Source organism: Specibacter sp. NPDC078692 (genome assembly GCF_040686835.1).
Lineage (GTDB): Bacteria > Actinomycetota > Actinomycetes > Actinomycetales > Micrococcaceae > Specibacter.
In genome coordinates this window covers 20,322-44,731 of record NZ_JBFBLV010000032.1, presented here as the reverse complement: position 1 = coordinate 44,731, position 24,410 = coordinate 20,322, and the positions used below count along the sequence as shown (strand labels likewise).

The following is a 24,410-nucleotide window of genomic DNA, read 5'->3' as shown; positions in this document are numbered from 1 at the left end:
CATTCTGGGCGGCGCATCCAACTCGCGTGACCTCCAAGACCTCTCCACCCTGATCGGAGAACGGGACGAGTTCACCGACTCGATCACGCTGGGAGCTTCGTAGCTGACGACTTGGCGGTTATCCGATTCTGACGCGGCGCGGCATCACTGCTCGCGGCGTCGTTCGTCCCACTTCTCTTCCAGATTGTTCATAAAACCGCTCTTTTGCTTGGCGGCTGACTGAGCCCCAGGCTTGCCCGGGGATTCGCTGGCAGCACCAAACTTTGATTTGGTCAGGGAGACGTAAACACCTGCTCCCATGAGGAGAAACCCGAGAATACCCACCACGATCAGATGCGTTGCGACGCCGGCCAGCAGCACTAGCAGTCCGGCAATCATCACCAGAACTCCGATGACAATGTTTCGCGTTGACATTGAGCGCGTGGGTGAGCTCGACAAGGCATGTGCAAATTTGGGATCTTCAGCATGCAGCTGCTGCTCTAATTGATCCAGCAGTCTCTGCTCGTGCTCGGAGAGGGGCATGACGACCTCCTTCAGGTCAGGGCCGTGGCGTTTGTCTCGTTAACGTCTTAACAGCGTTATTGGTTCCCGCTGGTTCAGTGTCGCGTCGGTAATCGCTGCGTCCCTGGCACGGCTGGAGTGCCAACAATGTTGAAGTCATCAAAGAGTCAACTCCTACTACTACTAACAATAGGCGTGTTCTTGCCGAACTGAAACCCAGTGTGACGTTGCTGTGACTCAGTAGTTGGCCGGCTCCGCGCAGCCACCGCACACTACGCGGAATCTCTGGGCTTGAGGAGCCTAGCGGGACCAATTTTGGCGTTTCCAAAACGTGCCGCAATGGCATCGCCCACCACTTCGGCGTTGCGCGAATTCCCGTCCCGAGGATCCAGTTCCAATTGCAACGGAACCTCATCGAGCGCTTCTAGCTTTTCCACGCGCACCCCGATCAGCCGCACGGCCTGCCCCCTGGGACCCAGCCCCTGCAACAGTGCCACGGCGGCAGCGTAAATGGCGGCTGAGCTATCAGTGGCCGCCCCCAGAGTCCGGGAGCGGCTGACAGCGGAGAAGTCTGCATATTTTAGTTTCAGCGCCACGGTCCGCCCACTCAGCTCCGATTGCCGCAGCCTTGCAGCTACCCGGTGCGAGAGCCGCAACAACTCACGGGTGAGAATGACGTCGTCGTGCGTGTCATGAGCAAAAGTCTCTTCGGCCCCAATGCTCTTCTCTTGATGCTCGGGGGTGACGGGCCTGGGGTCAATCCCCCAAGCGAGAGCATGCAGATTGGCGCCGCTACTGCCCAACGCCCGTTGCAGCGCGGAGACCGGCGTCGCGGCAAGATCGGCCACGGTGAAGATGCCCAGCCGGGCCAATGTCTCGCGGGTCTTGGCCCCGACACCCCAGAGCGCCTCCACGGGCAGAGTGTGTAAATACTCCACCGTGCGGGACTTTTCGATCAGCAGCATCCCGTTAGGCTTGCACCGAGTAGAGGCCACTTTGGCAACAAATTTGCTGGCCGCGATGCCTACGGAGGCGGTGATGCCCAGTTCGGCGGCAATGCGAGCCCGAATCAGGGCGCCGATCTCCAACGGGGTCCCCAATCGACGTAGCGAACCGCTGATGTCCAGGAACGCCTCATCGACGCTGAGCTGTTCCACCGTGGCCGTAATGGAGTGGAAGATCTCCATGATTTGACCAGAGACTTGCTGGTAGAGCTGATGTTGAGGAGCAATGACGACGGCGTTCGGGCACATCCGTTGGGCCGTCACCATGGGCATGGCCGAGCGGACGCCGCGGGCGCGTGCTTCGTAGGAAGCTGACAACACCACCGATCGCCCCTCAGGGTGGCCCACAATGACCATCTTGCCCTTGAGCTCGGGCCGTGTACGCAGTTCCACTAAAACAAAGAAGGCATCCATGTCTACATGCATGATGGTGCAGCCGTCCTGGACGGGGACGGGCGGATCCGCTGGCTGCTCGGGTTGATTCACCCCTCTAGTCTAGTGATCCGGGTTTACGCTGCGACCATCTGCGAGTGAGCTGCGCAACACGGGCCGGTACGCCTTCGCTCAACATGGGTAAACTGGTCAAGATGTCACCGCACCGGCACCGGCAGCTAAGGAAAACAGTCATGAATCCCACCCCGCTTCGGGCACTGCCCTCCCGCCGCAGGCAGCTTGTTGCAGCCGCAGCAGTCTCTGCCGCCTTGTTCTTGGGTGCGTGCTCAAGCCCGGCTGGCCAGGATGTTCCGCCCACCACAGCCTCCACTTCAGCGCCCGCTCCTTCAGCGACGGACTCATCGGCTTCTGCGGCCGCCTCTGCCTCTGCATCTGGCACGCCCGCCCCTTCGGCGGAAACAGCTGTCAAGGAGTTGGTGGCCAGCTTCCCCACCCAGGTACTTGCTTTGCCCAAGGGGGCTGCCATTCAGGCCTCGAGCCTTGAAAAGGGAGCAACTGTTTCCGTAGCCCAAGTGACAGCAACCACTACGGAAACACCGGCACAGATCCTGGAGTTCTACACCACCTCGTTAACAGCTCAGGGATTCAAGGCCCAGCCTGGCGATGCCGTGGACGGTGTCCCTCTGAAAACCTACGTTCGGGCCGACGGCCAGGAAATCGTCACCGTCTCGGTGGTGGTCACCTCCGGCACATCCACCTTCACCGCTGGGGCCACGCTGCTGCCGGGGTCACTGAAGTAAGCTCTCGGCCCCTCAATCAGGCCCTCCCAGCAACCCATCGCCGCCCATGGCTGGCAACCACCACAGCAAGGAATCTTGAAAGCATGAACCAAAAGCCTGGCCTGCCCCTGATCTCTCCCGCAGGCGAGCATGACGCCTACATTGGGGCGGTGGCAGCGCAGCTCAATAGTTTTCTGGCGGAGAAGCACCAGCTTTTGGCACAAATTTCCCCGGCGACGTTGGTCCTTGTTGACTCCATAAAGACCTTGGTCACCGGTGGCAAGCGCATGCGTGCGCTGCTGTGTTACTGGGGTTGGCGCGGAGCCGGAGGGGCTCCTGATGCCGAGGCCATCGTTCAGGCGGGCGCGGCCCTGGAATTATTCCAGGCCGCTGCCTTGATCCATGACGACATCATTGATCGTTCAGATACTCGCCGCGGCGGTCCCAGCGTGCACAAACAATTCAGCACCTTGCACACCGATAGCGCCTGGTCCTTGGACGAGGAGCGGTTTGGTCATGCCGCTGCCATTCTCACGGGTGATCTGTGCTTGTCGCTCAGTGAAGAAATGTTTTCGCGCATCGGCGCCGGAGCCACCAGCCGGGCGCGTGAGGTTTTCAACCTCATGCGCACCGAGGTGATGGCCGGGCAGTACCTTGACATTCTCGAAGAAGTTGCCGGCCCGTCAGAACCTCATGAAACGGCCGTGGCCAGGGCTTCAGCCATCATTCGCTTTAAGAGCGCCAAGTATTCCTCAGAACACCCCCTGGTGATGGGCGGTGCCCTGGCCGGGGCCGACGAGGCCATGTTGAAGGGTTACAGTGCCTTCGCGTTGCCCTTAGGAGAGGCTTTCCAGCTGCGCGACGACGTCCTGGGCGTGTTTGGGGATCCGGCCAAGACGGGCAAGCCTGCCGGCGACGATTTACGCGAAGGCAAGCGCACAGTTTTGGTTGGCCTAACCATTGACGCTGCCTCAACGCAGGATCGGGACTTTGTCGACCAGAATTTGGGCCGCCAGGATTTGAGCGAAGCAGAGGTGGCCCGGATGTGCGCCATCATGGTTGAATCCGGGGCATTGGAAAACACTGAGGCCATGATTTCCGGACTGAGCCAAAAGGCGTTCACTGCTCTGGCGGAACTTCCCGTCGAAGCCTCGGTACGCGAAGCATTGCTAACCTTGGGCCAGAGCGCCGTTTCCAGAACCTCCTGAGCCGGGCTGATGTTGCCGCTCCAGCGGATGTAATCCAGTGCCAGCTCCCGCGGATGTAATACAGTGCCAACTGCACTCACGCTGCTTCTTGCCGAAGCAAGGCAGCAGCGTGAGTGAGTATTACCAGCCGAGTGCGGCGGCGCGCCGGCGGATTTCTGTTTTCCGGCCTGCGTGCAAGGCGTCAATCGGACGCCCGGGCAGGGATTCGTCTGCCGTGAACAGCCAAGTGATGACTTCCTCATCTTCAAAACCTGCATCTTGAAGCACAGAGATAGTGCCTCGCAAGCTTTCCAAGATGTGATCCTCAACGATGAACGCTGCGGGAACCGCGCGGATATTGCGCTCTCCCACACGTGCGGCCAGCAAGGATCCGTCCTTGACGAGGGCGTGGACTTTGGTTACCGAAACATTTAGTTTTTCGGCAACATCGGGCAGGGGCAGCCATTCACTGACTACAGATTCAAGATTACTCACTCACAAAGGTTCCCACATTTTGGCATCTTGCGTATGAATATTGTGCTTGAATCCACATTCGAGCTCCCTTTGTACCGCCCTTTGGTGTAAATTCTCATTAGTCACACTAGTAACATCAACACCACTAGTACCGTCAGCAACGGAAACCCGAGGTCCGCACCCATGACTCCCCCACGCCCGTCTGCCACTTCCGGCAAACAGCTTGCAGCAGTTGCCACAGCAGCCATCCCCGTTGTAATGCTCTCTTCCTTGGCTATGGCGGTTCCTGCGACCGCTGCGCCCGTCCAAACCGGGGCGCAGCCACACGGGAATCACGGAGCACTAAACTCGGCAGATGTTCTGGCAGCAATTCAGGCTCGCTCTGCCCAAGCTCAGAGCAAGGCTCAGAGCGTCTCTGCCACCGTAGTGGCCAGCTCTGTACCAACGGCGGTGACCGCCAAGTTCCAGAACGCGGGGGCCCACAGCGCACAGGCGCGGGCGACTCAGAACCAGCCAACGGTTCGCTACACCGTACGTTCCGGGGACACCGTTTCTGCGATCGCAGCCAATCACGGCGTCAGCACGGCCTCGGTGCTGACCTTGAACAAGCTTTCGGCGTCCTCCATCATTCACCCCGGACAGGTCTTGGTGGTCTCCGGCGCCAACGACGCTGCGGCGAACGCGAGCACAACCACCAAAACGGCTACGGGTACTAGTTCCAGCAGCTACACCGTCAAGTCCGGTGACACGCTCAGCGCAATTGCGAGCAAGCACAACATCAGCCTCAGCTCGATCTTCTCCCTCAACGGACTCAACGGCAGCTCCGTGATCTACCCCGGCCAGAAAATCAAGGTGGGCGGAACAGCCGCGGCTGCCGCGCCGTCGAGCACGGCTACCACGCCGGCCGCAAGTACACCGGCTAGCTCGACCAGTTCCAGCAGCTACACCGTCAAGTCCGGTGACACGCTCAGCGCAATTGCGAGCAAGCACAACATCAGCCTCAGCTCGATCTTCTCCCTCAACGGACTCAACGGCAGCTCCGTGATCTACCCCGGCCAGAAAATCAAGGTGGGCGGAACAGCCGCGGCTGCCGCGCCGTCGAGCACGGCTACCACGCCGGCCGCACAGGCAGCCACGTCCGGGAAGTACACCATCAAGTCCGGTGACACGCTCAGCGCAATCGCTGCCAAGCACGGGGTCAGCGTCTCTGCTCTGGTTGCTGCCAATGGCATCAGCGCCAGTGCCGTCATCTACCCCGGCAAGGTCCTTTCAATCCCCGGCTTGAAAGCCAGTTCAAGTTCCATCACGCCCATCACCCCGGCCGCCGGCCTGACCCCGGACCAGGAAGTGCCCAGCACCTTCCTGCACTACACCTACCCTGCCGCAGTGGTTGCCGACGCCAACAAGAACAAGGCCGCCCTGCTCGCAGCCCCCTCACCCACTCGGGAACAGATGAAGCAGATCGTCTCCAGCACGGCATCCCAGATGGGTGTTGACCCGGCGTTGGCCTTGGCCTTTGCGCAGCAGGAATCCAGCTTCAACCACCAGTCGGTCTCCCCCGCAAATGCCATCGGCACCATGCAGGTAATTCCCGACGCCGGCGATTGGGCATCCGGGCTGGTAGGACGCAAGTTGAACCTGCTGGATCCCTACGACAATGTGACAGCTGGTGTGGCCATCATTCGGGCCCTGCTGCGCGGCGCCGCCAATGAGGATCTGGCCATTGCCGGCTATTACCAGGGGCAGTACTCGGTCAGCGTGAATGGGATGTTCGCTGACACGGTGAACTATGTTGCCGGTATCAAGGCGAAACGGGCAACATTCCGCTAGCACCAAAGTTCGCTAGCACCAAAGGTACTGTGGCTTAGCCACAGAGTACGCTCTCAACGAAAAGGGGCCCAGCACAGTGTTGCTGGCGGCCCCTTTCGTTTTGTGCTTCTAAACTACAAGTGTGCACGATGGATCTACCGACCCCCGCGTCGGGCAAACGATTGATGGACGCTACCTGGTCTTGTCACAGGTGGCGCACGGCGGCATGTCCACTGTGTACTTGGCCAAGGACTTGCGGCTGCACCGTAATATTGCGCTGAAGATCCTGCACCCGCATCTAGGCGCCGATCAGGCGTTCATTGCTAGGTTGAGCCGGGAAGCCCAAAGTGCCGCCAGCCTCTCGCACCCGCACGTGGTGCAGATTCATGACCACGGCGTGGGCCCCGAACACGCCTACCTGGTATTTGAGTTTATTGACGGCTACACGCTTCGGGATGTCATCAACAAACAAGGTGCGCTGAGTCCCCGGCAAGCACTGGACTTGCTGGATCCGATTGTGGAAGGTCTCGCCGCCGCGCACAGCGCCGGTCTAATCCACCGCGACGTCAAACCCGAGAATGTCCTCATCTCCCATCAAGGCTGGGTCAAGATTGGCGATTTTGGGCTGTCGCGGGCGGTCACCAACTCCACCAACACCGGCACTCTCTTCGGTACGGTGGGCTATATTGCCCCTGAGCTGGCTCGCGGCGAGGGCGGTGACGCCCGCAGCGACATCTACTCCGCCGGCGTGATGCTGTACGAGCTACTGACCGGCCACCAGCCCTTCCGTGCCGACATACCGGTAGCTGTGGTCATGTCGCACCTCCAGGAGCCCATGCCGGCCCCGTCCGCCGAGATTCCCGGGCTGCCCCCCGTCATGGATGAGCTAGTGCGTTACATGACCGAAAAGGACCCGGACCACCGGCCAGCCAATGGCGCTGTGTTGCTGGAGGATCTGCGCCACATTCGCCAAGACCTAACTCCTGCCGAACTCGATTTCGGGGCCGCTGCGACACGGCAAGACTCGACACGGCAAGAGCAGCCCCAGCCTGCCGATGCTCACCTGACCGAAGCCCTGGGGCAGGCCGACACCACCGTGCTGGCCACCCCGCGTTTCCCCACCTCTGTGCTACCCCGCTCTCCCCAGCTCTATACCGAAGACCCGCATCTTGAACAGTATGCTGTGGCTGCCGCTGCCACCACGTACGACGCCGGACAGGCACCCACCGCTGCCCTCGGCGGCTCTGCTCTCACCTCCACGGTTGAGGAAAGCTCCGCAACTACCGAGTCCGGGCAGCCCAACCTTTCCAAACGGCAGGCTGCCGCGGCAGCGAAGACTCAGGCCAAGGCTAAGGCGAAGGCCGCCGCCACCCCCCAGAAGACTCTCGGTTCACGGCATCCCCGCCGCCGGGCCGTGCTTTGGGTACTTCTGGTGCTGCTGCTGGGTGTTATAGCCGCCGGCGCTGGCTGGTTCTTGGCCTTGGGGCCAGGTGCGTTGGCAACTGTTCCTGAAGTGGGCAATAAAAGTGTTGAGCAGGCCTTGAACCTGTTGCACGCAGAAGGCTTTGACTTGACCTCCACCAGTGCCGTCCATGACGAGAAAGTTGCTGCCGGATTTGTTGTGGCTACTGACCCCACAGCTGGCAGCTCACTCCGCAAGTTCAACACTGTCACTGTTCACGTCTCCGCGGGTCCGGTACTCTATCCGGTCCCTAAGATCACCGGAGTGGCACAGGACAGCGCCACGAAGACACTAACGGACGCGCATCTCGCCGTAGGAACAGTCACAGAGGCGTTCGATGAAAAGGTGGCTGCCGGGGTGGTCCTGCAACAGGATCCCGCGGCTGGGAAAGAGTTCCGTGCAAACACCAAAGTGAATCTGGTGGTGTCCAAGGGTCCGAAACCGATCCCCGTCCCGGCCGTGACGGGCAAAACCCAGGCCGACGCCGAGGCAGCACTCACTGCGGTGGGGCTTGTTGCGGTGATCGCCCCGGAACAGGTCAACAGCCGCACCATCCCGGCCGGATCGGTGGTCACGGCCTCGCCGGACTCAGGCACGCTCACCGCTGGCGGCAAGGTCACGCTTACCCTTTCCAAGGGTCCGAAGATGGTCAGTGTGCCAGATTTGGTGGGCAAACAGGTCGGTGTCGCAACCAGTGAGCTCGAGGCGCTCGGTTTCACGGTCAAGGTGGAGAATCTGCTGGGCGGGTTCTTCGGCACCGTACGCTTCCAAGAACCCCAGGGTGGCGAAGCGCCGGAGGGCAGCACTGTGACGCTGCGAGTCATCTAAGCCCACATTTTCGCGCTGCGAGGTGGGGAGATTCGCGGAGGATGGACTCTTAACTTACGACGGCGGCCCGCCCCTTCGTGCTGAAGGGGCGGGCCGCCGTCGTATGTGGCAGCTACTACTTGGACTGGCGCAGTCCCTCGGAGACGAGGAAGGCCATTTCCAGTGACTGCTTGTGATTCAGGCGGGGGTCGCAGACTGACTCGTAGCCGGTCAGGAATGCTTCCTGGTCGATGGGGTCGGCGCCACCGAGGCACTCGGCCACGTCGTCACCTGTCATCTCCACGTGCAGGCCACCGGGGATGGTGCCCTGGGCCTGGTGGACCTCGAAGAAGCCACGAACCTCGTCAATGACGTCGTCGAAGTTGCGAGTCTTGTAGCCGTTGGGTGAGGTGACGGTGTTGCCGTGCATGGGGTCGGTGACCCACAAGACCTGAGCGCCGGACGCGGTGACCTTCTCGACGAGGCTCGGCAGCTTTTCACGGATGTTCTTCGCACCCATTCGGGTGATGAACGTCAGGCGACCGGGCTCGCGGTTGGGGTCGAGCTTCTCAATGAGGCGCAGAGCGTCGTCGCCGGTGGTGGTCGGGCCGAGCTTGACGCCGATCGGGTTGCGGACGCGGGAGAGGAAGTCGACGTGTGCCTGGTCCAGATCGCGTGTGCGCTCACCGATCCACAAGAAGTGGGCGGAGGTGTCGTACGGCAAGCCGGTGCGTGAATCGATGCGGGTCAGTGCGCGCTCGTAATCCAGCAGCAGGGCTTCGTGGCTTGCGAAGAACTCCACGGTCTTCAAAGCCTCGAAGTCGGCACCGCAGGAGGCCATGAACTTGATGGCGCTGTCGATTTCCTTGGCCAGTGCCTCGTAACGGCTGTGCGCCGGGTTGGAGGTGAAGCCGCGGTTCCACTCGTGGACGCTGCGCAGATCAGCAAAGCCGCCCTGCGTGAAGGCGCGAATCAAGTTCAACGTCGATGCTGAGGTGTGGTAAGCCTTGAGCATGCGGGCGGGATCGTGCTGGCGGGACTCCGGAGTGAACTCGAAACCGTTGACGATGTCTCCACGGTATGCCGGGAGGGTCACGCCGTCGCGCGTTTCATCATTGGAGGAGCGTGGCTTGGCGAACTGGCCAGCCATGCGCCCCATCTTGATGACGGGCAACTGAGCGCCATAGGTCAACACCACTGCCATCTGAAGAATGGTCTTGACGCGCGAGCTGATCTTGTCGGCCGTGGCGGCTTCGAAGGTCTCGGCGCAATCTCCGCCCTGCAGCAAGAAGGCCTTGCCCTGCGAAGCCTGAGCCAGGCGTGAGCGCAGCACATCCACTTCACCAGCAAAAACCAGCGGAGGAAGGACTGAAAGTTCCTTGACCGTGGGGGCAAAGGACGGGGACTCGGACCATGTGGGCTGCTGCGCGATCGGCAGGGAGCGCCAGTCATCGAGGCCGGGGTATACGGCGGCACCGGGTACGGGAAGTCCGGCAGCGGGTGCGTTAGATGTGTTCAAAGTTAGATCAGTCACCTCTAAAGCCTAGCCCCCAAAAGCAGCACCTGCTAACCAGTCCGTTCCATGAGATACCGGGGCCGGTTGACGGGTGAACAGAATTAGGGGGTGGAGGTGCCAGCGTCTGGAGTGGCGTCCGTGCCAGCGACCGGAATGGTGCCCTGGCCCGGCTCAACGGTGGCGGTTTCGGCAGGGGTTTCAACAGCAGCTTCGGCAGTAGCTTTTTTTGTCCCGATCACCGTCACAGTGCCCGGAGCAATGGTGTCTTGAGGCTCGATCCTGACAGCAGCGGCCTTGGCGTCCTTAGCAGCGGCCGGCTTGGCAGATTTGTCGGCCGCCAATTTGTCCTTGACGGTTGAAGCATAGGAGTCCACGTATTCCTGACCGGAGAGCCGCATGAGCTCGTACATGATCTCGTCCGTGACGGAGCGTTGCACAAAGCGGTCATCGGCCATGCCCTGGTAGCGACTGAAGTCCATGGGTTCACCGAAGATGACCCCGAGCCGACGGATGCTGGGAATGCGTCGACCAATGGGCTGGACCTTGTCGGTGCCAATCATGGCTACGGGGATCACGGGGACGTTGGCCGTCAACACCAGTTTGGCTACGCCCACCTTGCCGCGGTACAGGCGACCATCGGGGCTGCGGGTACCTTCGGGATAGATCCCCAGCAGCCCACCACCATTGAGTACTTCCACACCGGTTTGCAAGGAGTTGGCCGACGCGGCGCCGCCAGAACGGTCCATGGGCAACTGATTGGTGAGCTTAAAGAAGGCGGCCGTGAGGCGGCCCTTGATGCCACGTCCCGTGAAGTAATCGCTCTTGGCCAAGAACACCACGGGCCGGGGAACCATGAGCGGCATGAAGATTGAATCTGAAAAAGAAAGGTGGTTGCTGGCCAACACGGCCGGACCGTCAAGAGGCAGATTGTCCAAGCCCTTGGTCCAGGGACGGAACAGCACCTTCAATACCGGGCCTAAAAATATCTTCTTCAGTACCCAATAAATCACGGTGGCATTCCTCCTCTTGCGCGCCCGGTCCTCTGGTAACCGAGATCAGCGGTACCCCCGCTGTCGACGTATCAACAGTAGTCTAGTGACAGCATCATCGAAACGCGGCAGAAACTGCGCCGCAGGACAGAAAAGGACCCCTCTCAATGACGCAGCCCCAACCCAATCCCCAAGCACAGTCAATGGCGCTGTCCCAGTCGTTCCGTTCCGAGGGGCACGGGGAACTGGGCCGGGTGGGCGTAGCAGTGTGCCACGGTTTCACTGGATCGCCCGTAAGCATGCGAGGTTGGAGCGAGTACCTCGCAGAAGCCGGATTCGCCGTCAACATGCCACTTCTGGCGGGACATGGGAGCTCATGGCAGCAGCTTTCCAAGACGCCATGGCAGAACTGGTACCGGGATTTTGAGGCCGCTTACTTGGAACTGAGTGCCCGCTGCGACACCGTTTTTGTTGCCGGCATGTCCATGGGTGGCGCACTGGCGTTGCGGGTTGCTGCGCTACACCCCGTGGCAGGGGTGGCCTTGGTCAATCCCGGTTTGACGTTTAGTGACAAACGAGCGAAATATTCGGGACTGTTGAAATATGTGCTCAAGAGCGTCCCTGCGATCGGCGATGACATCAAGGCGCCCGGCATCTCCGAAGGTGCTTACACCCGTACTCCCGTGGCAGCCGTTCACCAGCTCGCCCGGCTCTTTGCCGACACCACCAGCCTGCTCCCCCAAGTCAGCGCCCCCACCCTCATCTTCCGTTCCACCGAGGACCATGTGGTGCCCGAGTCCAGCATTGATGTCATCAAGGCTGGTCTGGGCAGCACGGACGTTCAGGTGGTGCCCTTGGAAAACAGCTACCATGTAGCCACCATGGACAACGACGCACCCACCATTTTTTCCCAGTCTGCAGACTTCTTTCGGAGGCACCACGATGCAATCTGACCCCGGAGCGGGCACGCCGCACACCGGAGATGACGATGATGTCTGGCTGGACTTGGTGGCGCGGCTTGAAGAAGCCGATGACGCTTTTCTAGAGAGCGGCCTCTCAGGCGCGGGCTCTGCCGAGGCTGGCCATGCGGCCACGAAGGGTCCAGATGCGCACGACGGCGGCGACTCCGGTTCCGGCGACTCGGAACTGGGTGCGCCGGTTCCTAACGCTACGAAACCCCATGGTACGGAGCCACAATCAACCGGACCAAACTCCAATGAGCCAAAGACCGTGGTGGACTTTGACCCGCTCGGCGTCTGGCACGCACAAGAATCATCCCCACCCCGGGAGCCTGCTGCCGGGAGCCGATTCACTGCAACCCCGAGCAGCATCGGTGACGGCGGAGCCGACTTTGGACCGCGCGATTATGAGGTCGACGACGATGATGAAGACGGCTTTGTCCCCGAAGAACTACCGAGTCTGCGCAACTCAGATCCGGCCATCTTGATGTCATGGGTGGGCGCAGCGGGCGGTCCCTTGTTCCTCGTCTTTTCAGCCATCTTCTGGCGGCAGGTCCCCACGCTCTTGGTGGTGGCCGTCATCATGGCTTTCATTGCCGGAACCGGATACTTAATTTTCCGCCTGCCCAACCACCGTGACCACGACAGCGGTGACGGCGCAGTCGTCTAGCTGTCCTGCTCCTAGCTCTTTTTCTGGCTCTGTTCTCTGGCCAGATCAGCAGCGCCGATCAATCCTGCCATGGGCCCCAGCTGAGCCTCGGCAATGATCGCTTCCTGACGGTAGCCGCGGCCGGTGAGGTTTCTCAGGTAGGCCCGACGCGCGGGTTCGAGCAAAAGATCGCCAGCGGCACTGAGCCCGCCACCAATGATGAAGAGGGCAGGATCTAGGGCGGCCGCAAGATTGGCTATGCCCAGTCCCAGCCACTCCCCCACTTCGGCCACCAGTTCCTGCGCGGTGTGCTCGCCTTGCAGAGCTAGTGCCGTCACGACCTGCCCGGTGATCCCTTTGGGCCGTCCGCCCGCAGCGGCCAAGAGACCCGCTGCCATAGGCGAATGCTTGCGAGCCAGTTCCCGGCCCTCACGGCCTAGCGCGTTGCCGGAGGCGTACTGTTCCCAGCACCCCCGGTTTCCACATTCACAGCGGTGTCCACCAGGCATGATGATTTGGTGTCCGAATTCTCCGGCCATGCCAAAACTGCCACGTTCTACGCGTCCATCAAGGACCAAGGCGCCACCAATTCCGGTTCCTAGGGTCAGCATTACCATTCTGTCCCGGTCCCGGCCCGCACCAAAGCGCCATTCCGCCCATGCGGCGGCATCGGCGTCGTTCGTTACCAAAACTGGACGACCCAGCAGGCCCTGCAGATTCTCCTGCAACGGTTCGTCGCGCCAGGCCAAATGTGGGCTGAACACCACCCGTGAGCCGGCCAAGTCCATCCAGCCGGCGGCTCCGATGCCCACGGAACCCAGCTGGTGCCGAGTACCCAGCTCCTGTACCAGCTCGGTAATCACAGCCTCCACGGCACGGGGATCACGGCCGGGGGTATCGCGCCGGAGTTCCTCCACAATGGCTCCGTGCTCATCAACCACACCGGCGGCGACCTTAGTCCCACCAATGTCGATGCCAAGGGAGAGCGCAGGTGAGACGGTGGCGGAGGGAGCAGAGATCGGTGGCAGCATGCCCAAATTCTAGCGAGCCTGCCGAGCTAGCCTGAAATTGAAACTGTGAGCTGAACAACATAATGTTACTAACAAGTAACTTAGCCCTTCAGGCAGATCTCCTGGTTGACGGATAGAGTAAAGCAACACGGTCGCAGTCCCACATATCAAAGGAGCTATTGTGCAAGAGATTTCCGTTCCGGCCAAGGTAGTCAGCCCCAGGACCATGAACACCACCGACTTTGTGCTCCGCCAAGCAAAGTTGGCTGCCAACCCGGCACTCTTCTCAAGGCGCAACGAAGACAATGTATGGATCGATGTTTCCGCCAAGGAATTCCTCGCTGACGTCAGCGCTATCGCCAAGGGCCTGATCGCCTCCGGTATCAAGGTGGGCGACCGCGTGGGCATCATGGCCCGCACCCGCTATGAATGGTCGCTGGTCGACTTCGCCATCTGGTTTGCCGGAGCTGTCTCAGTGCCGATCTACGAAACTTCCTCCCCCTCGCAGGTCGCCTGGAACTTGGGCGACTCCGCTGCGGTAGCAATTTTCGCGGAGACCGGATCGCATGAGAACATCATCCGGCAGGCCGCTCACAACGAGAACCTGACCAACTTGGAGCATGTCTGGCAGCTCGAGGGCGACGGCTTGGATGTTTTGCGTGAGGCAGGACGCGAGGTCTCCGATGAAACCCTGGAGGCTGCCCGCACAGCCAATGGTTTGGATGATCTGGCCACCATCATTTACACCTCGGGCACCACCGGCCGACCCAAAGGCTGCATGCTCACCCACCACAACTTCGTGGAACTGAGCGAGAATGCCCGCGCAGTGCTGGGCCAAAGTGTGGTTCCGCCAGGCTCACAGACCATCATGTTCTTGCCCTTGGCCCACGTCTTTGCGCGCTACATTTCCGTACTGGCCGTTGCGGCTGGGGCGAAAGTCGGCCACACCCCGGATATCAAACATCTGCTCGAAGACCTCCAAAGCTTCAAGCCCACGTTCATTTTGGCCGTGCCGCGAGTCTTCGAGAAGGTCTACAACTCCGCCTCGCTGAAAGCAGAAGGCGAAGGTAAGGGTAAGATCTTTGCCGCTGCCACCAAGACCGCCATTGAGTATTCGCGTGCCAAGCAGGATGGAGGCGCTGGTTTTGCTCTCAAGGCCAAGCACTTCGTCTTCGACAAGCTGGTCTACGTCAAGCTCCGTAACGCCATGGGCGGCCAGGTCCGCCATGCAGTCTCGGGCGGTGGCCCCTTGGGCGAACGCCTGGGTCACTTCTTTCAGGGCATTGGCTTGCAGATCCTGGAGGGCTACGGCCTGACCGAGACCACCGCCCCCATTACCGTCAACCGGCCCGAACACATCAAGATCGGCACGGTAGGCGCCCCGCTCCCGGGTAACGCAGTCAAGATTGCGGCCGACGGCGAGATCCTCGCCAAGGGTGTTTGTGTCATGAAGGGTTACTTTGGTCGTGACGATCTGACCGCTGAAACCTTTGTTGATGGCTGGTTCCGCACGGGCGACATTGGTGAGCTGGATGATCAGGGTTTCCTGAAGATCACTGGGCGCAAGAAGGAAATCATTGTCACCTCAGGTGGCAAGAATGTGGTCCCGGCCTTGTTGGAGGATCAGATCCGAGCCGACGCCATTGTTTCGCAGTGCGTGGTCCTTGGCGACCAGCGCCCCTTCATTGCAGCCATCGTCACGATCGACGAAGACGCGCTGCCACAGTGGGGAAAGGCCCATGGCCTGCCCGAGGGGATCTCTGTTGCCGATGCTGCAAAGCATGCCACCGTGATTGCTGCCGTGCAGGCTGCCGTGAACAAGGCAAACTCCACGGTCTCTGCCGCCGAGGCTATCAAGCAGTTCCGGATCGTTGATACGGACTTCACCGAGACCTCCGGGCACCTGACCCCGTCCCTGAAGGTCAAGCGCGCGCAGGTCATGAAGGACTTCGAGTCCGTGGTGGAGGAGATCTACTTGAGCAAGAAGCCGGCCTAAGCTCAGGCAGCTAAACTCAGACCTCTAACAAAATTGAGACTGCAGCTGATGCGATAAATCCTCAAGATTTATCGCATCAGCTGCGTTTTGGTTTTAAAACTAAGCCAAATGGGAACGGCTGCGCCGGCTCCCCGCGAGGGAGCCGGCGCAGCCGCGCAACCGTCTCAGCTAGGAAATAACTACCAGCAGGTCTCCACCCTGGACCTGGGCAACCCCGGAGACAGCTAGGCGGGAGACCGTGCCACCCACCGGCGTCGTGATGGAGGCTTCCATCTTCATGGCCTCGATCGTGGCAACCGTTGCGCCAGCTTCGACCACGTCACCCACGGCAACAGTCACGGAGACTGCACCGGCGAACGGCGCTGCTATCTGACCGGCCACAGCCGCGTCAGCCTTCTCAGCAGCCTTGACGGTGCTTTCGATGCTCCGGTCGCGGACCGTGATCGGGCGGCTCTGACCGTTGAGCTTAGCTACGACGGTGCGCATGCCCTTCTCATCGGCCTCGGAGATGGTCTCAAGCTCGGCGATCAAGCGCACACCCTTGCCCAACGGCATGACGTGTTCCACGCCGCGGCGTAGGCCGTACAGGTAATCACGGGTGTCCAAGACGGAGACGTCGCCGTACGTCTTGCGGACACCTTCAAAGTCCTTCGTGGGACCGGCAAAGAGCAACCGGTTCAGTGCCGCACGGCGGGTTTCACTGTCGCCGGCGAGTTGCGCGCTGTCCTCGTCCGTGAGCGTGCCCATGCGTTCCACCACGGTGCGACCCTGCAGCGCCTTGGTGCGGAAAGGTTCGGGCCAGCCGCCGGGAGGGGTGCCCAGCTCGCCACCGAGGAAGCCCACGACCGAATCGGGGATGTCGTAGTTCTGCGGGTTTTCCTCAAAGTCGGCCGGATCAGCCTTGATGCCCACCAGGTGCAGGGCAAGATCGCCCACAACCTTGGACGACGGCGTGACCTTGACCAGGTGCCCCAAGATCCCGTCTGCGGCGGTGTACATGTCTTCGATTTCCTCAAAGCGCTCCCCCAGACCCAGCGCAATGGCCTGCTGGCGCAGGTTGGAGAGCTGTCCGCCGGGGATCTCGTGCGTGTACACGCGCCCTGTGGGCGCTGCCAGACCGGACTCGAAGGGTGCGTACAGGCGGCGCACGGCCTCCCAGTACGGTTCCAGCGAGCTGATGGCAGCCAGATCAATGCCGGTGTCACGCTCGGTGTGTGCCAACGCAGCCACCAGAGCAGAGGCGCTGGGCTGGCTGGTGGTGCCAGACAGGGCGGCAGAGGCGACGTCAACGGCGTCGACCCCTGCATTAATGGCAGCCATCAAGGTGGCGAGCTGACCACCGGCGGTGTCGTGCGTGTGCAGGTGTACCGGCAAGTCGAAGCGCTCACGCAGCGCGGTGACCAACTTGGCGGCGGCGGCCGGGCGGAGTACGCCAGCCATGTCCTTGATGGCCAGGATGTGTGCGCCGGCATCAACGATGCGCTGGGCCAGTTCCAGGTAGTAATCGAGGGTGTAGATGTCCTCGGCCGGGTCCAGCAGATCGCCGGTGTAGCAGAGGGCAACCTCGGCAACGGCGGTTCCGGTGGCACGCACGGCCTTGATGGCCGGCTCCATCTGGTCCACATCGTTCAGCGCGTCAAAGATACGGAAGATGTCGATACCGCTGGCGGCGGCCTCTTGCACAAACGCGTCGGTGACTGCGGCCGGGTACGGCGTGTAACCCACCGTGTTGCGGCCACGCAGCAGCATCTGCAGGCAGACGTTGGGCAGCGCTTCACGCAGCTGGGCCAGACGCTGCCACGGGTCCTCGCCCAGGAAGCGCAGTGAGACGTCATAGGTAGCCCCGCCCCACGCCTCAACGGAGAGCAGCTGCGGGGTCAGCACGGATACTGCCGGACCGGCTGCGAGCAAATCCCTGGTGCGCACGCGAGTGGCCAGCAGCGACTGGTGCGCGTCTCGGAAGGTGGTGTCAGTGACGGCTACGGCTGTCTGTGCACGCAATGCTGCGGCGAAGCCTTCCGGGCCAAGCTCTGCCAGCTGCTGCCGTGAGCCGGCGGGTGCATCGGCCAGATCGACGGCGGGCAGCTTGCGTGCCGGGTCCTCAACAACGGAGAGTTCGCCATTTGGCTTGTTGACGGTGACATCAGCCAGCCAGGTCAAGAGCTTGGTTCCGCGGTCGCTGGAGACATGAGAGTTCAGCAGTTCGGGGCGCTCGTCAATGAAGGACGTGGCCACATCGCCTGCGTTGAAGGCCGGGTCAGCCAAAACGGCCTGCAGGAAGGAGATGTTGGTAGAGACGCCGCGGATACGGAACTCGGCCAGGGCGCGGCGGGCACGGGAGACCGCCGTCTGGTAATCGCGGCCACGGCAGGTGAGCTTGACCAGCATGGAGTCAAAGTGCGGGCTGATCTCGGCGCCGGCGTAAATGGTGCCGCCGTCGAGTCTGACACCGGCGCCACCTGCGGAACGGTAGGTGGTGATCGTCCCCACGTCAGGGCGAAAACCGTTGGAAGGGTCTTCCGTGGTGATACGGCACTGCAACGCAGCACCCTTGACGTGAACGTTTTCCTGAGTCAGGCCCAAGTCAGCCAGGGTTTCACCTGCCGCAATGCGCATCTGCGCCTGGACCAGATCAACGTCGGTGATTTCTTCGGTCACCGTGTGCTCAACCTGGATGCGCGGGTTCATTTCAATAAACACGTGCTGACCGGCGCGCTCACCAACTGTGTCAACAAGGAACTCCACAGTTCCGGCGTTGACATAGCCCATGGCCTTGGCAAACTTCACAGCATCGGCATGCAGGGCCTTGCGGATGTTCTCGTCCAGGTTGGGGGCCGGAGCAATCTCCACTACCTTCTGGTGGCGGCGCTGCAGCGAGCAGTCGCGCTCGAACAGGTGGATGACATTGCCCTCGTTGTCAGCCAGAATCTGAACCTCGATGTGGCGCGGGCGCAAAACAGCCTGCTCCAGGAACATGGTGGCATCACCGAAGGCGGCGTCCGCCTCACGCATGGCAGCCTTAAGTGCTTCTTCGAGATCTTCAGCTTTTTCAACGCGGCGCATGCCGCGGCCACCGCCGCCGGCCACAGCCTTGGCAAAGATGGGGAAACCGATCTTCGCCGCTGCGCCGAGCAGGTAGTCCAGATCGTCACTGGGTTCGCTGGATTCTAGGACGGGAATGCCGGCCTTTCGGGCCGCGTCAATGGCGTGGACCTTATTTCCGGTCAGTTCCAGAACTTCGGCGGGCGGACCCACGAAGGTGATTCCGGCGTCGCGTGCGGCGCTGGCCAATTCGGGATTTTCTGACAGGAATCCGTAGCCGGGGTAAATGGCATCGGCGCCAGATTCCTTAGCAACACGAATCACTTCGGCCACGTCCAAGTAAGCCCGGACGGGGTGCCCTTCCTCACCAATCAAATACGCTTCGTCGGCCTTTTGGCGGTGGATGGAGGTGCGGTCCTCATGCGGGAACACCGCAACGGTCTTTGCACCGAGCTCGTAGCTGGCACGAAAGGCACGGATCGCGATTTCGCCGCGATTGGCAACCAGAATCTTCGAAAACATCTCACTCCTGTGTGAATGACGGGGTTGGGGCACGCGCTCCAACACTGTTGAGTCCAGCGATGAACAACACTGTTCAACACTGCTGAAGCGATGACGCTGATTCGAGGACATTTATGGCCAGCACCAGCTGGTGGCGCCGCGCCTGCGTCCCGAAATTCTTTTTCAAATCTTGTAAAAGTACTACCGATAAAACTATTGCCCCGCTATCAGCGAAGTTGTGCAAGTTTTACCCCGGAAGCCCATGAGCAGCAAATCCTGTGGCGCAAGTCACGCCACCCCTCGTAACAAAGCCAGCACCTGACTCCGGCGTGACAAGCCCCGAATGGGCCTACGCTTGCCGGCCCGAGAAATCACGTCAGCGATTTCTCGGGGCGGCAAGTGGTGGCTAGAACACCTCTGCCAGTTCCTCAATGCTGGGGCAGGAGCACACCAGGTGGCGGTCGCCATACGCCTGATCCACGCGCCGGACCACGGGCCAGTACTTGGCACGCGGGTCCACCCCGGCCGGGAAGACTGCTTCTTCTCGGCTGTAAGGGTGATCCCAGTCTTGGGCGATGCTCTGCGCCGTGTGCGGGGCGTTAACCAGCGGGTTGTCTTCCGCGGGCCACAGTCCGTCCTGCACCGCAGCGATTTCCTTGCGGATGGAGATCATGGCGTTGATGAAACGGTCAATCTCGCCCAGATCCTCGGATTCGGTGGGCTCCACCATCAGGGTGCCAGGCACAGGGAAGGACATGGTGGGTGCGTGGAAGCCGTAATCGATCAGCCGCTTGGCCACATCGTCAACACTCACGCCGGAGTCCGCCGTGATGCCGCGCAGGTCTAGGATGCATTCGTGCGCCACCAGATCGTGGGCGCCCGTGTACAGCACGGGATAGTGCTCGCTGAGTCGGCGGGCAATATAGTTCGCCGACAAAATGGCCGTCTGCGTGGCCTGCCGGAGCCCTTCCGGACCCATGAGACGAATGTAGGCCCAGGAGATGGGCAGGATCGACGCCGAACCGTACGGTGCGCTGGAGACCAGACCCACCGAGGTGCCCGCCTCGAGCTCGCGAGCCGGCAGGTGCTTGGCCAGGTGCGCGCCAACAGCCACAGGACCCACGCCGGGGCCACCGCCGCCGTGCGGGATGCAGAACGTCTTGTGCAAGTTCAGGTGCGAAACGTCGGCACCAAACTTGCCCGGCTGAGCCAAGCCAACCAGAGCGTTCAAGTTGGCGCCATCGACATAAACCTGCCCACCGGCGTCGTGAATCATGGCGCAAATGTTGGAGATCTCGGTCTCAAACACGCCGTGCGTTGACGGGTAGGTGACCATAATCGCGGCCAGGTTGTTCTCGTGGATGGAGATCTGCCGCTTGAGGTCATCGATGTCGACGTTGCCGAAGCCATCGGTGGCGACGGGGACAACCTTCAGCCCGGCCATGACGGCGGAGGCGGCGTTGGTGCCGTGTGCCGAGGTCGGGATCAAGACGATGTCGCGGTGCGGGTTGCCGTTTTCCACATGGTGCGCGCGGATGGCCATGAGACCGGCGAACTCGCCCTGTGAACCAGCGTTGGGCTGCACGGAGACGGCGTCGTAGCCGGTAATTTCGGCCAGCCAGGCTTCGAGCTGCGTGGCCATTTCCACGATGCCCACGGTGTCGGCGGCCGGTGCGAACGGGTGCAGATTGGCGAACTCGGGCCACGTAATGGCCGCCATCTCGGCCGTGGCGTTCAGCTTCATGGTGCACGAACCCAGCGGGATCATGCCCCGGTCCAGCGCGTAATCGGCGTCGGAAAGCTTGCGCAGGTAGCGCAGCATCTGCGTTTCGGAGTTGTGCGTGTGGAACACGGCGTTGCTCATGAACTCCGTGGCCCGTGCCGGGGTGGGAAGTTCGACGTCGGCCGCGCCCTTGGCCACTTGCGGCGCCTCGGTGCCGAACAGGGTGGCCAACGCCGCGATGTCGGCCTCGGTGGTGGTCTCATCCACGGCGATCTGCAGGTGGTCGTGGTCAATCTGACGCAGCAGGTATCCGGCGCGGTGAGCCGCTGCAACCAGTTCGGCGGCGGCGTGGCCGCTGCCGGCAGACACCTGCACCTTGACCGTGTCAAAGTAGTTTTCGTGGACCACTGTGTGGCCGGCGGCCGTGACGGTCTCGGCTACGGCAAGTGCCATGGCGTGCACACGGGTGGCAATTCGCTTCAGCCCTTCGGGGCCGTGGTAGACGGCGTACATGCCAGCCATGACCGCCAGCAGTACCTGCGCGGTGCAAATGTTGGAGGTGGCCTTCTCGCGGCGGATGTGCTGTTCGCGGGTCTGCAACGCCAAGCGGTAGGCCTGGTTTCCGGCAGCGTCCAAGGACACGCCCACCAGACGCCCTGGCAGTGAACGCTCAAGTCCCTTGCGGACCGCCATGTAACCGGCGTGCGGACCACCGAAGCCCATGGGGACGCCGAAGCGCTGCGAGGTACCCACAGCCAGGTCCGCGCCGAGCTCACCGGGCGATTCCAGCAGGGTCAGAGCCAGGAGGTCGGCGGCCACAGCCACCACGGCCTTCCTCGCATGGGCGGCGGCAATCACGGGGGCAATATCCCGGATCAGCCCGGAATCGCCGGGGTATTGCAGGAGCACGCCAAAGAACTCAACGTCAGGGAGTTCGTCGTCGAAGTTATGGGAAAGCACGGGAATGCCCATGGCCTTGGTCCGGGTCATGATCACGGCGAGGGTCTGCGGGAAGATGTCAGCGTCAACCAGCAGGACGGCGTCGTTACTGGCACTTCTATTGGTACGACGCATCAGCGCGACGGCCTCAGCAGCGGCAGTTCCCTCATCGAGCATCGATGCGTTGGCGGTCTCCATACCTGTGAGGTCTGCCACAACGGTTTGGAAATTCAGCAACGCCTCGAGCCGTCCCTGAGAAATTTCGGGCTGGTACGGGGTGTACGCCGTGTACCAGGCCGGGCTCTCCAAAACGTTGCGCTGAATGACACCGGGGGTGTGCGTGCCGTAATAACCCTGACCAATCAGGGACTTATTGACGGTATTCTTCCCCGCCAAGGCCTTCAGTTCCGCCAGCATGGCCTCTTCAGAGACGGCCGCCTGGAGGTTCAGAGGCTCGGTGCTGTAGATCGATTTTGGCAGCGCGGCTGTCGAAAGCTCCTCCAAAGAAGAAAATCCAAGGGTGCTCAACATATGATGAACGTGGGGCTGCGCTGCAACCCCAATGTGGCGCTCGCTAAAGTCGGCCGACACAAGACTGTTTGTGTTGGGGCGCGCGGGCAAATTTTCTGGGGTGTTTGTCAATGGATTCTCCAAGTCGCGAACGTTCCACAGCTATTGTATGTGTCAACGCCACCAACCGACACAAGATTTAATAAGCAACGCAAAGGGTAATGGTTAATCCGTGCAAGTAGTCAGTATCAGCAGCCTCAAGGGCGGCGTCGGCAAGACCTCAGTCACGCTCGGGCTGGCTTCGGCAGCCTTGGCTGCTGGCATCCCGACCCTCGTTATCGACCTTGATCCACATGCCGACGCCACCACCGGGCTCGGTGTTGCCCCGCGCGGCCAGCTGGATATTGGCCAGCTGATTAAAAATGCCCGCAAAGCAGATCTGGGTGCCAATGTGGTACCCAGCGGGTGGCTTGCCGCTCATAAGAACGACGGCGGGGCCCTCCCCACGCTTGATGTCGCCATGGGCTCTGCCTTCAGTGGTATTTACGACCGTCCCGACTTGGGCAAGCGGGATCTGCGCCGGCTGGCCACGATCTTGGCGAATGCCGACCGTGACGGCAGCGCCCCGTATCAGCTGGTCCTCATTGACTGTCCCCCGTCCTTGAACGGTCTGACGCGCATGGCCTGGACGGCCAGCTCCCGTGTTCTGCTTGTTGCTGAGCCTGGTTTGTTCTCCGTGGCAGGCACCCAGCGCACCGTCCGCGCGATAGAGCTTTTCCGCACCGAATTTGCCCCGGCCCTTGTACCGGCAGGAATTGTGGCTAACCGGGTCCGCTCCGGCTCGAACGAGCATGCGTACCGTTTGGCGGAGATGAAGACCATGTTTGGCGATTTACTGCTCTCCCCCACCATTCCTGAGCAGGCCAACTGGCAGCAGATTCAAGGTGCTGCTCATCCTGTGCACCAGTGGCCTGGAGACTCCGCCAAGAACGCTTCGGCACTCTTTGACCGGCTGCTCGATTCAGTGTTGACCCAGAGCGCTACACGCAGCCGTCTCTACAGGGGCTAACGCGCACCGTCAACGACCCGCAAGGCAGGCACTGGCAGACACTGGCAGGCACTGCACCCGTTGCACCCACCCCAACCCGCTACACCCGCTACAGCCACCCCAACCCGCTACAACAAGAAATGCCATGGTTTGACGTAAATGCCACAGTTCAAACTGTGGCATTTACGTCAAACCACGGCATTTTTCAACAATGGCCCACAAGTTTCAACAAATACGTTTCAACAAGGGGCCATAACGCGCCCTGCAATCGCGGCGCGACGGAGAAAACTAGGAAATTTTGCGCGCTGCCCGGCGCTTGCCGAGTTCGTCGTCAGGGTAGGACTGCACAGCAGCGTGTTCGCTGGGAAGGGCCGCCAAGCTGCCTTCTACTTCGCGCCACACACGGCCTACAGCAATACCGAAGACGCCCTGTCCGCCCTGGACCAGATCAATGACCTCATCCGCGGAGGTGCACTCGTACACAGAGGCACCGTCACTCATCAACGTAATCTGGGCGAGGTCTTCCACACCACGTTCGCGCAGGTGCTCCACGGCCGTGCGGATCTGCTGCAGGGAAACTCCCGTATCCAGGAGACGCTTGACGACTTTCAGGACCAAGATGTCCCGGAATCCGTAGAGACGCTGGGATCCGGAGCCTGCGGCACCGCGAACGGCCGGCTCCACCAAACCCGTGCGAGCCCAGTAGTCCAGTTGACGGTAGGTGATCCCCGCCGCCTTACAGGCAGTAGGTCCACGGTAGCCGGCATCCTGGTCTAGAACGGGCAGATCTTCGGTGAAGAGCAAACCCTGTGACCCTGCACTTAAGGCAGCGCTGGGGGCAGTGGCTGCGGTCAGCCCGCCGGCGTCACTGGTGGCACTCACGTGGATCCTCCTGTTTCACAGTCCCCTGGATGGTTGGCTGCAAGCCCGCGGTCACACAGCACCTAAGGCACGGGCGCTTAGGGCCCTAACCTCAAGTCTGCCCGTACCAGCCACGGCTTGCAATGGGGAACTCATTACCTTGACGTTAGAGCCACCTGAGAGCAAGGTCAAAGATCTCGAGAGAACTATTTCAGCGTGTCGAAAGTTTCGACCTCAACCTGAACCTTAGG

Annotated in this window: 17 protein-coding genes; 8 read left to right on the top strand and 9 right to left on the bottom strand. The window is 61.3% G+C overall.

Translation table 11 applies throughout. The features are described 5' to 3' along the window. Positions 1-144: 144 nt before the first annotated feature. Entirely contained in the window at positions 145-522 is a 378-nt protein-coding gene (locus tag AB0O97_RS17315; protein WP_363844425.1) for a DUF3040 domain-containing protein, read from the bottom strand. A 251-nt stretch (positions 523-773) separates the two neighbouring features. Then, the gene (gene dinB, locus AB0O97_RS17310; RefSeq protein ID WP_363884322.1) at positions 774-1,931 is read right to left on the bottom strand and encodes a DNA polymerase IV; all 1,158 of its coding nucleotides are present in this window, start codon (positions 1,929-1,931) and stop codon (positions 774-776) included. Positions 1,932-2,131: 200 nt separating this feature from the next. On the opposite strand from dinB, the gene AB0O97_RS17305 reads away from it, so the two are divergent. Both AB0O97_RS17305 and AB0O97_RS17300 read left to right on the top strand, forming a co-directional pair. Beyond that, complete coding sequence (locus tag AB0O97_RS17305) at positions 2,132-2,698, top strand: hypothetical protein (protein ID WP_363884320.1); 567 nt, start codon at positions 2,132-2,134, stop codon at positions 2,696-2,698. A gap of 83 nt (positions 2,699-2,781) precedes the next feature. Next, positions 2,782-3,885, top strand: coding sequence for a polyprenyl synthetase family protein (locus AB0O97_RS17300; protein WP_363884318.1), 1,104 nt, complete (start codon positions 2,782-2,784; stop codon positions 3,883-3,885). A gap of 120 nt (positions 3,886-4,005) precedes the next feature. On the opposite strand, the gene AB0O97_RS17295 is transcribed toward AB0O97_RS17300, so the two are convergent. Continuing rightward, positions 4,006-4,359, bottom strand: a complete 354-nt coding sequence (locus tag AB0O97_RS17295; protein WP_363884316.1) for an Rv2175c family DNA-binding protein — start codon at positions 4,357-4,359, stop codon at positions 4,006-4,008. A 162-nt stretch (positions 4,360-4,521) separates the two neighbouring features. On the opposite strand from AB0O97_RS17295, the gene AB0O97_RS17290 reads away from it, so the two are divergent. Both AB0O97_RS17290 and AB0O97_RS17285 read left to right on the top strand, forming a co-directional pair. After that, positions 4,522-6,168, top strand: a complete 1,647-nt coding sequence (locus AB0O97_RS17290) for a LysM peptidoglycan-binding domain-containing protein (RefSeq protein WP_363884314.1) — start codon at positions 4,522-4,524, stop codon at positions 6,166-6,168. A 121-nt stretch (positions 6,169-6,289) separates the two neighbouring features. Beyond that, a complete protein-coding gene (locus tag AB0O97_RS17285; RefSeq protein ID WP_363884312.1) occupies positions 6,290-8,437 on the top strand; it encodes a PASTA domain-containing protein in 2,148 nt (715 codons plus the stop codon). 115 nt (positions 8,438-8,552) lie between these two features. Here AB0O97_RS17285 and AB0O97_RS17280 read toward each other — a convergent pair whose 3' ends face one another. After that, positions 8,553-9,950, bottom strand: coding sequence for a class II 3-deoxy-7-phosphoheptulonate synthase (locus AB0O97_RS17280; RefSeq protein WP_363884310.1), 1,398 nt, complete (start codon positions 9,948-9,950; stop codon positions 8,553-8,555). 83 nt (positions 9,951-10,033) lie between these two features. Beyond that, a complete protein-coding gene (locus AB0O97_RS17275) occupies positions 10,034-10,942 on the bottom strand; it encodes a lysophospholipid acyltransferase family protein (RefSeq protein ID WP_363884309.1) in 909 nt (302 codons plus the stop codon). 146 nt (positions 10,943-11,088) lie between these two features. Between AB0O97_RS17275 and AB0O97_RS17270 the strand changes: the two genes are divergently transcribed. Further along, complete coding sequence (locus tag AB0O97_RS17270; protein WP_363884307.1) at positions 11,089-11,874, top strand: alpha/beta fold hydrolase; 786 nt, start codon at positions 11,089-11,091, stop codon at positions 11,872-11,874. Further along, entirely contained in the window at positions 11,864-12,550 is a 687-nt protein-coding gene (locus AB0O97_RS17265; RefSeq protein ID WP_363884305.1) for a hypothetical protein, read from the top strand. The genes AB0O97_RS17270 and AB0O97_RS17265 overlap by 11 nt, the downstream gene beginning before the upstream one ends. An 11-nt stretch (positions 12,551-12,561) precedes the next feature. Here the strand turns inward: AB0O97_RS17265 and AB0O97_RS17260 are convergent, their stop codons facing one another. Further along, positions 12,562-13,560, bottom strand: a complete 999-nt coding sequence (locus AB0O97_RS17260; protein WP_363884304.1) for an ROK family glucokinase — start codon at positions 13,558-13,560, stop codon at positions 12,562-12,564. Between the two features lie 160 nt (positions 13,561-13,720). Here AB0O97_RS17260 and AB0O97_RS17255 point away from each other — a divergent pair, with 160 nt between their 5' ends. Further along, positions 13,721-15,535 carry a long-chain fatty acid--CoA ligase gene (locus AB0O97_RS17255; RefSeq protein ID WP_363884302.1) on the top strand — a complete coding sequence of 605 codons (1,815 nt, stop codon included), beginning with the start codon at positions 13,721-13,723 and terminating at the stop codon, positions 15,533-15,535. Between the two features lie 168 nt (positions 15,536-15,703). Here the strand turns inward: AB0O97_RS17255 and AB0O97_RS17250 are convergent, their stop codons facing one another. Further along, positions 15,704-19,099, bottom strand: a complete 3,396-nt coding sequence (locus tag AB0O97_RS17250; RefSeq protein ID WP_363884300.1) for a pyruvate carboxylase — start codon at positions 19,097-19,099, stop codon at positions 15,704-15,706. A gap of 385 nt (positions 19,100-19,484) precedes the next feature. Further along, complete coding sequence (gene gcvP / locus AB0O97_RS17245; protein WP_363884298.1) at positions 19,485-22,331, bottom strand: aminomethyl-transferring glycine dehydrogenase; 2,847 nt, start codon at positions 22,329-22,331, stop codon at positions 19,485-19,487. 151 nt (positions 22,332-22,482) lie between these two features. Here gcvP and AB0O97_RS17240 point away from each other — a divergent pair, with 151 nt between their 5' ends. Continuing rightward, positions 22,483-23,319 (top strand): ParA family protein, encoded by an 837-nt coding sequence (locus AB0O97_RS17240; protein WP_363844384.1) that lies wholly within the window; start codon positions 22,483-22,485, stop codon positions 23,317-23,319. 267 nt (positions 23,320-23,586) lie between these two features. Here the strand turns inward: AB0O97_RS17240 and AB0O97_RS17235 are convergent, their stop codons facing one another. Next, complete coding sequence (locus AB0O97_RS17235) at positions 23,587-24,153, bottom strand: MerR family transcriptional regulator (protein WP_363844532.1); 567 nt, start codon at positions 24,151-24,153, stop codon at positions 23,587-23,589. Between the last annotated feature and the right edge of the window lie 257 nt (positions 24,154-24,410).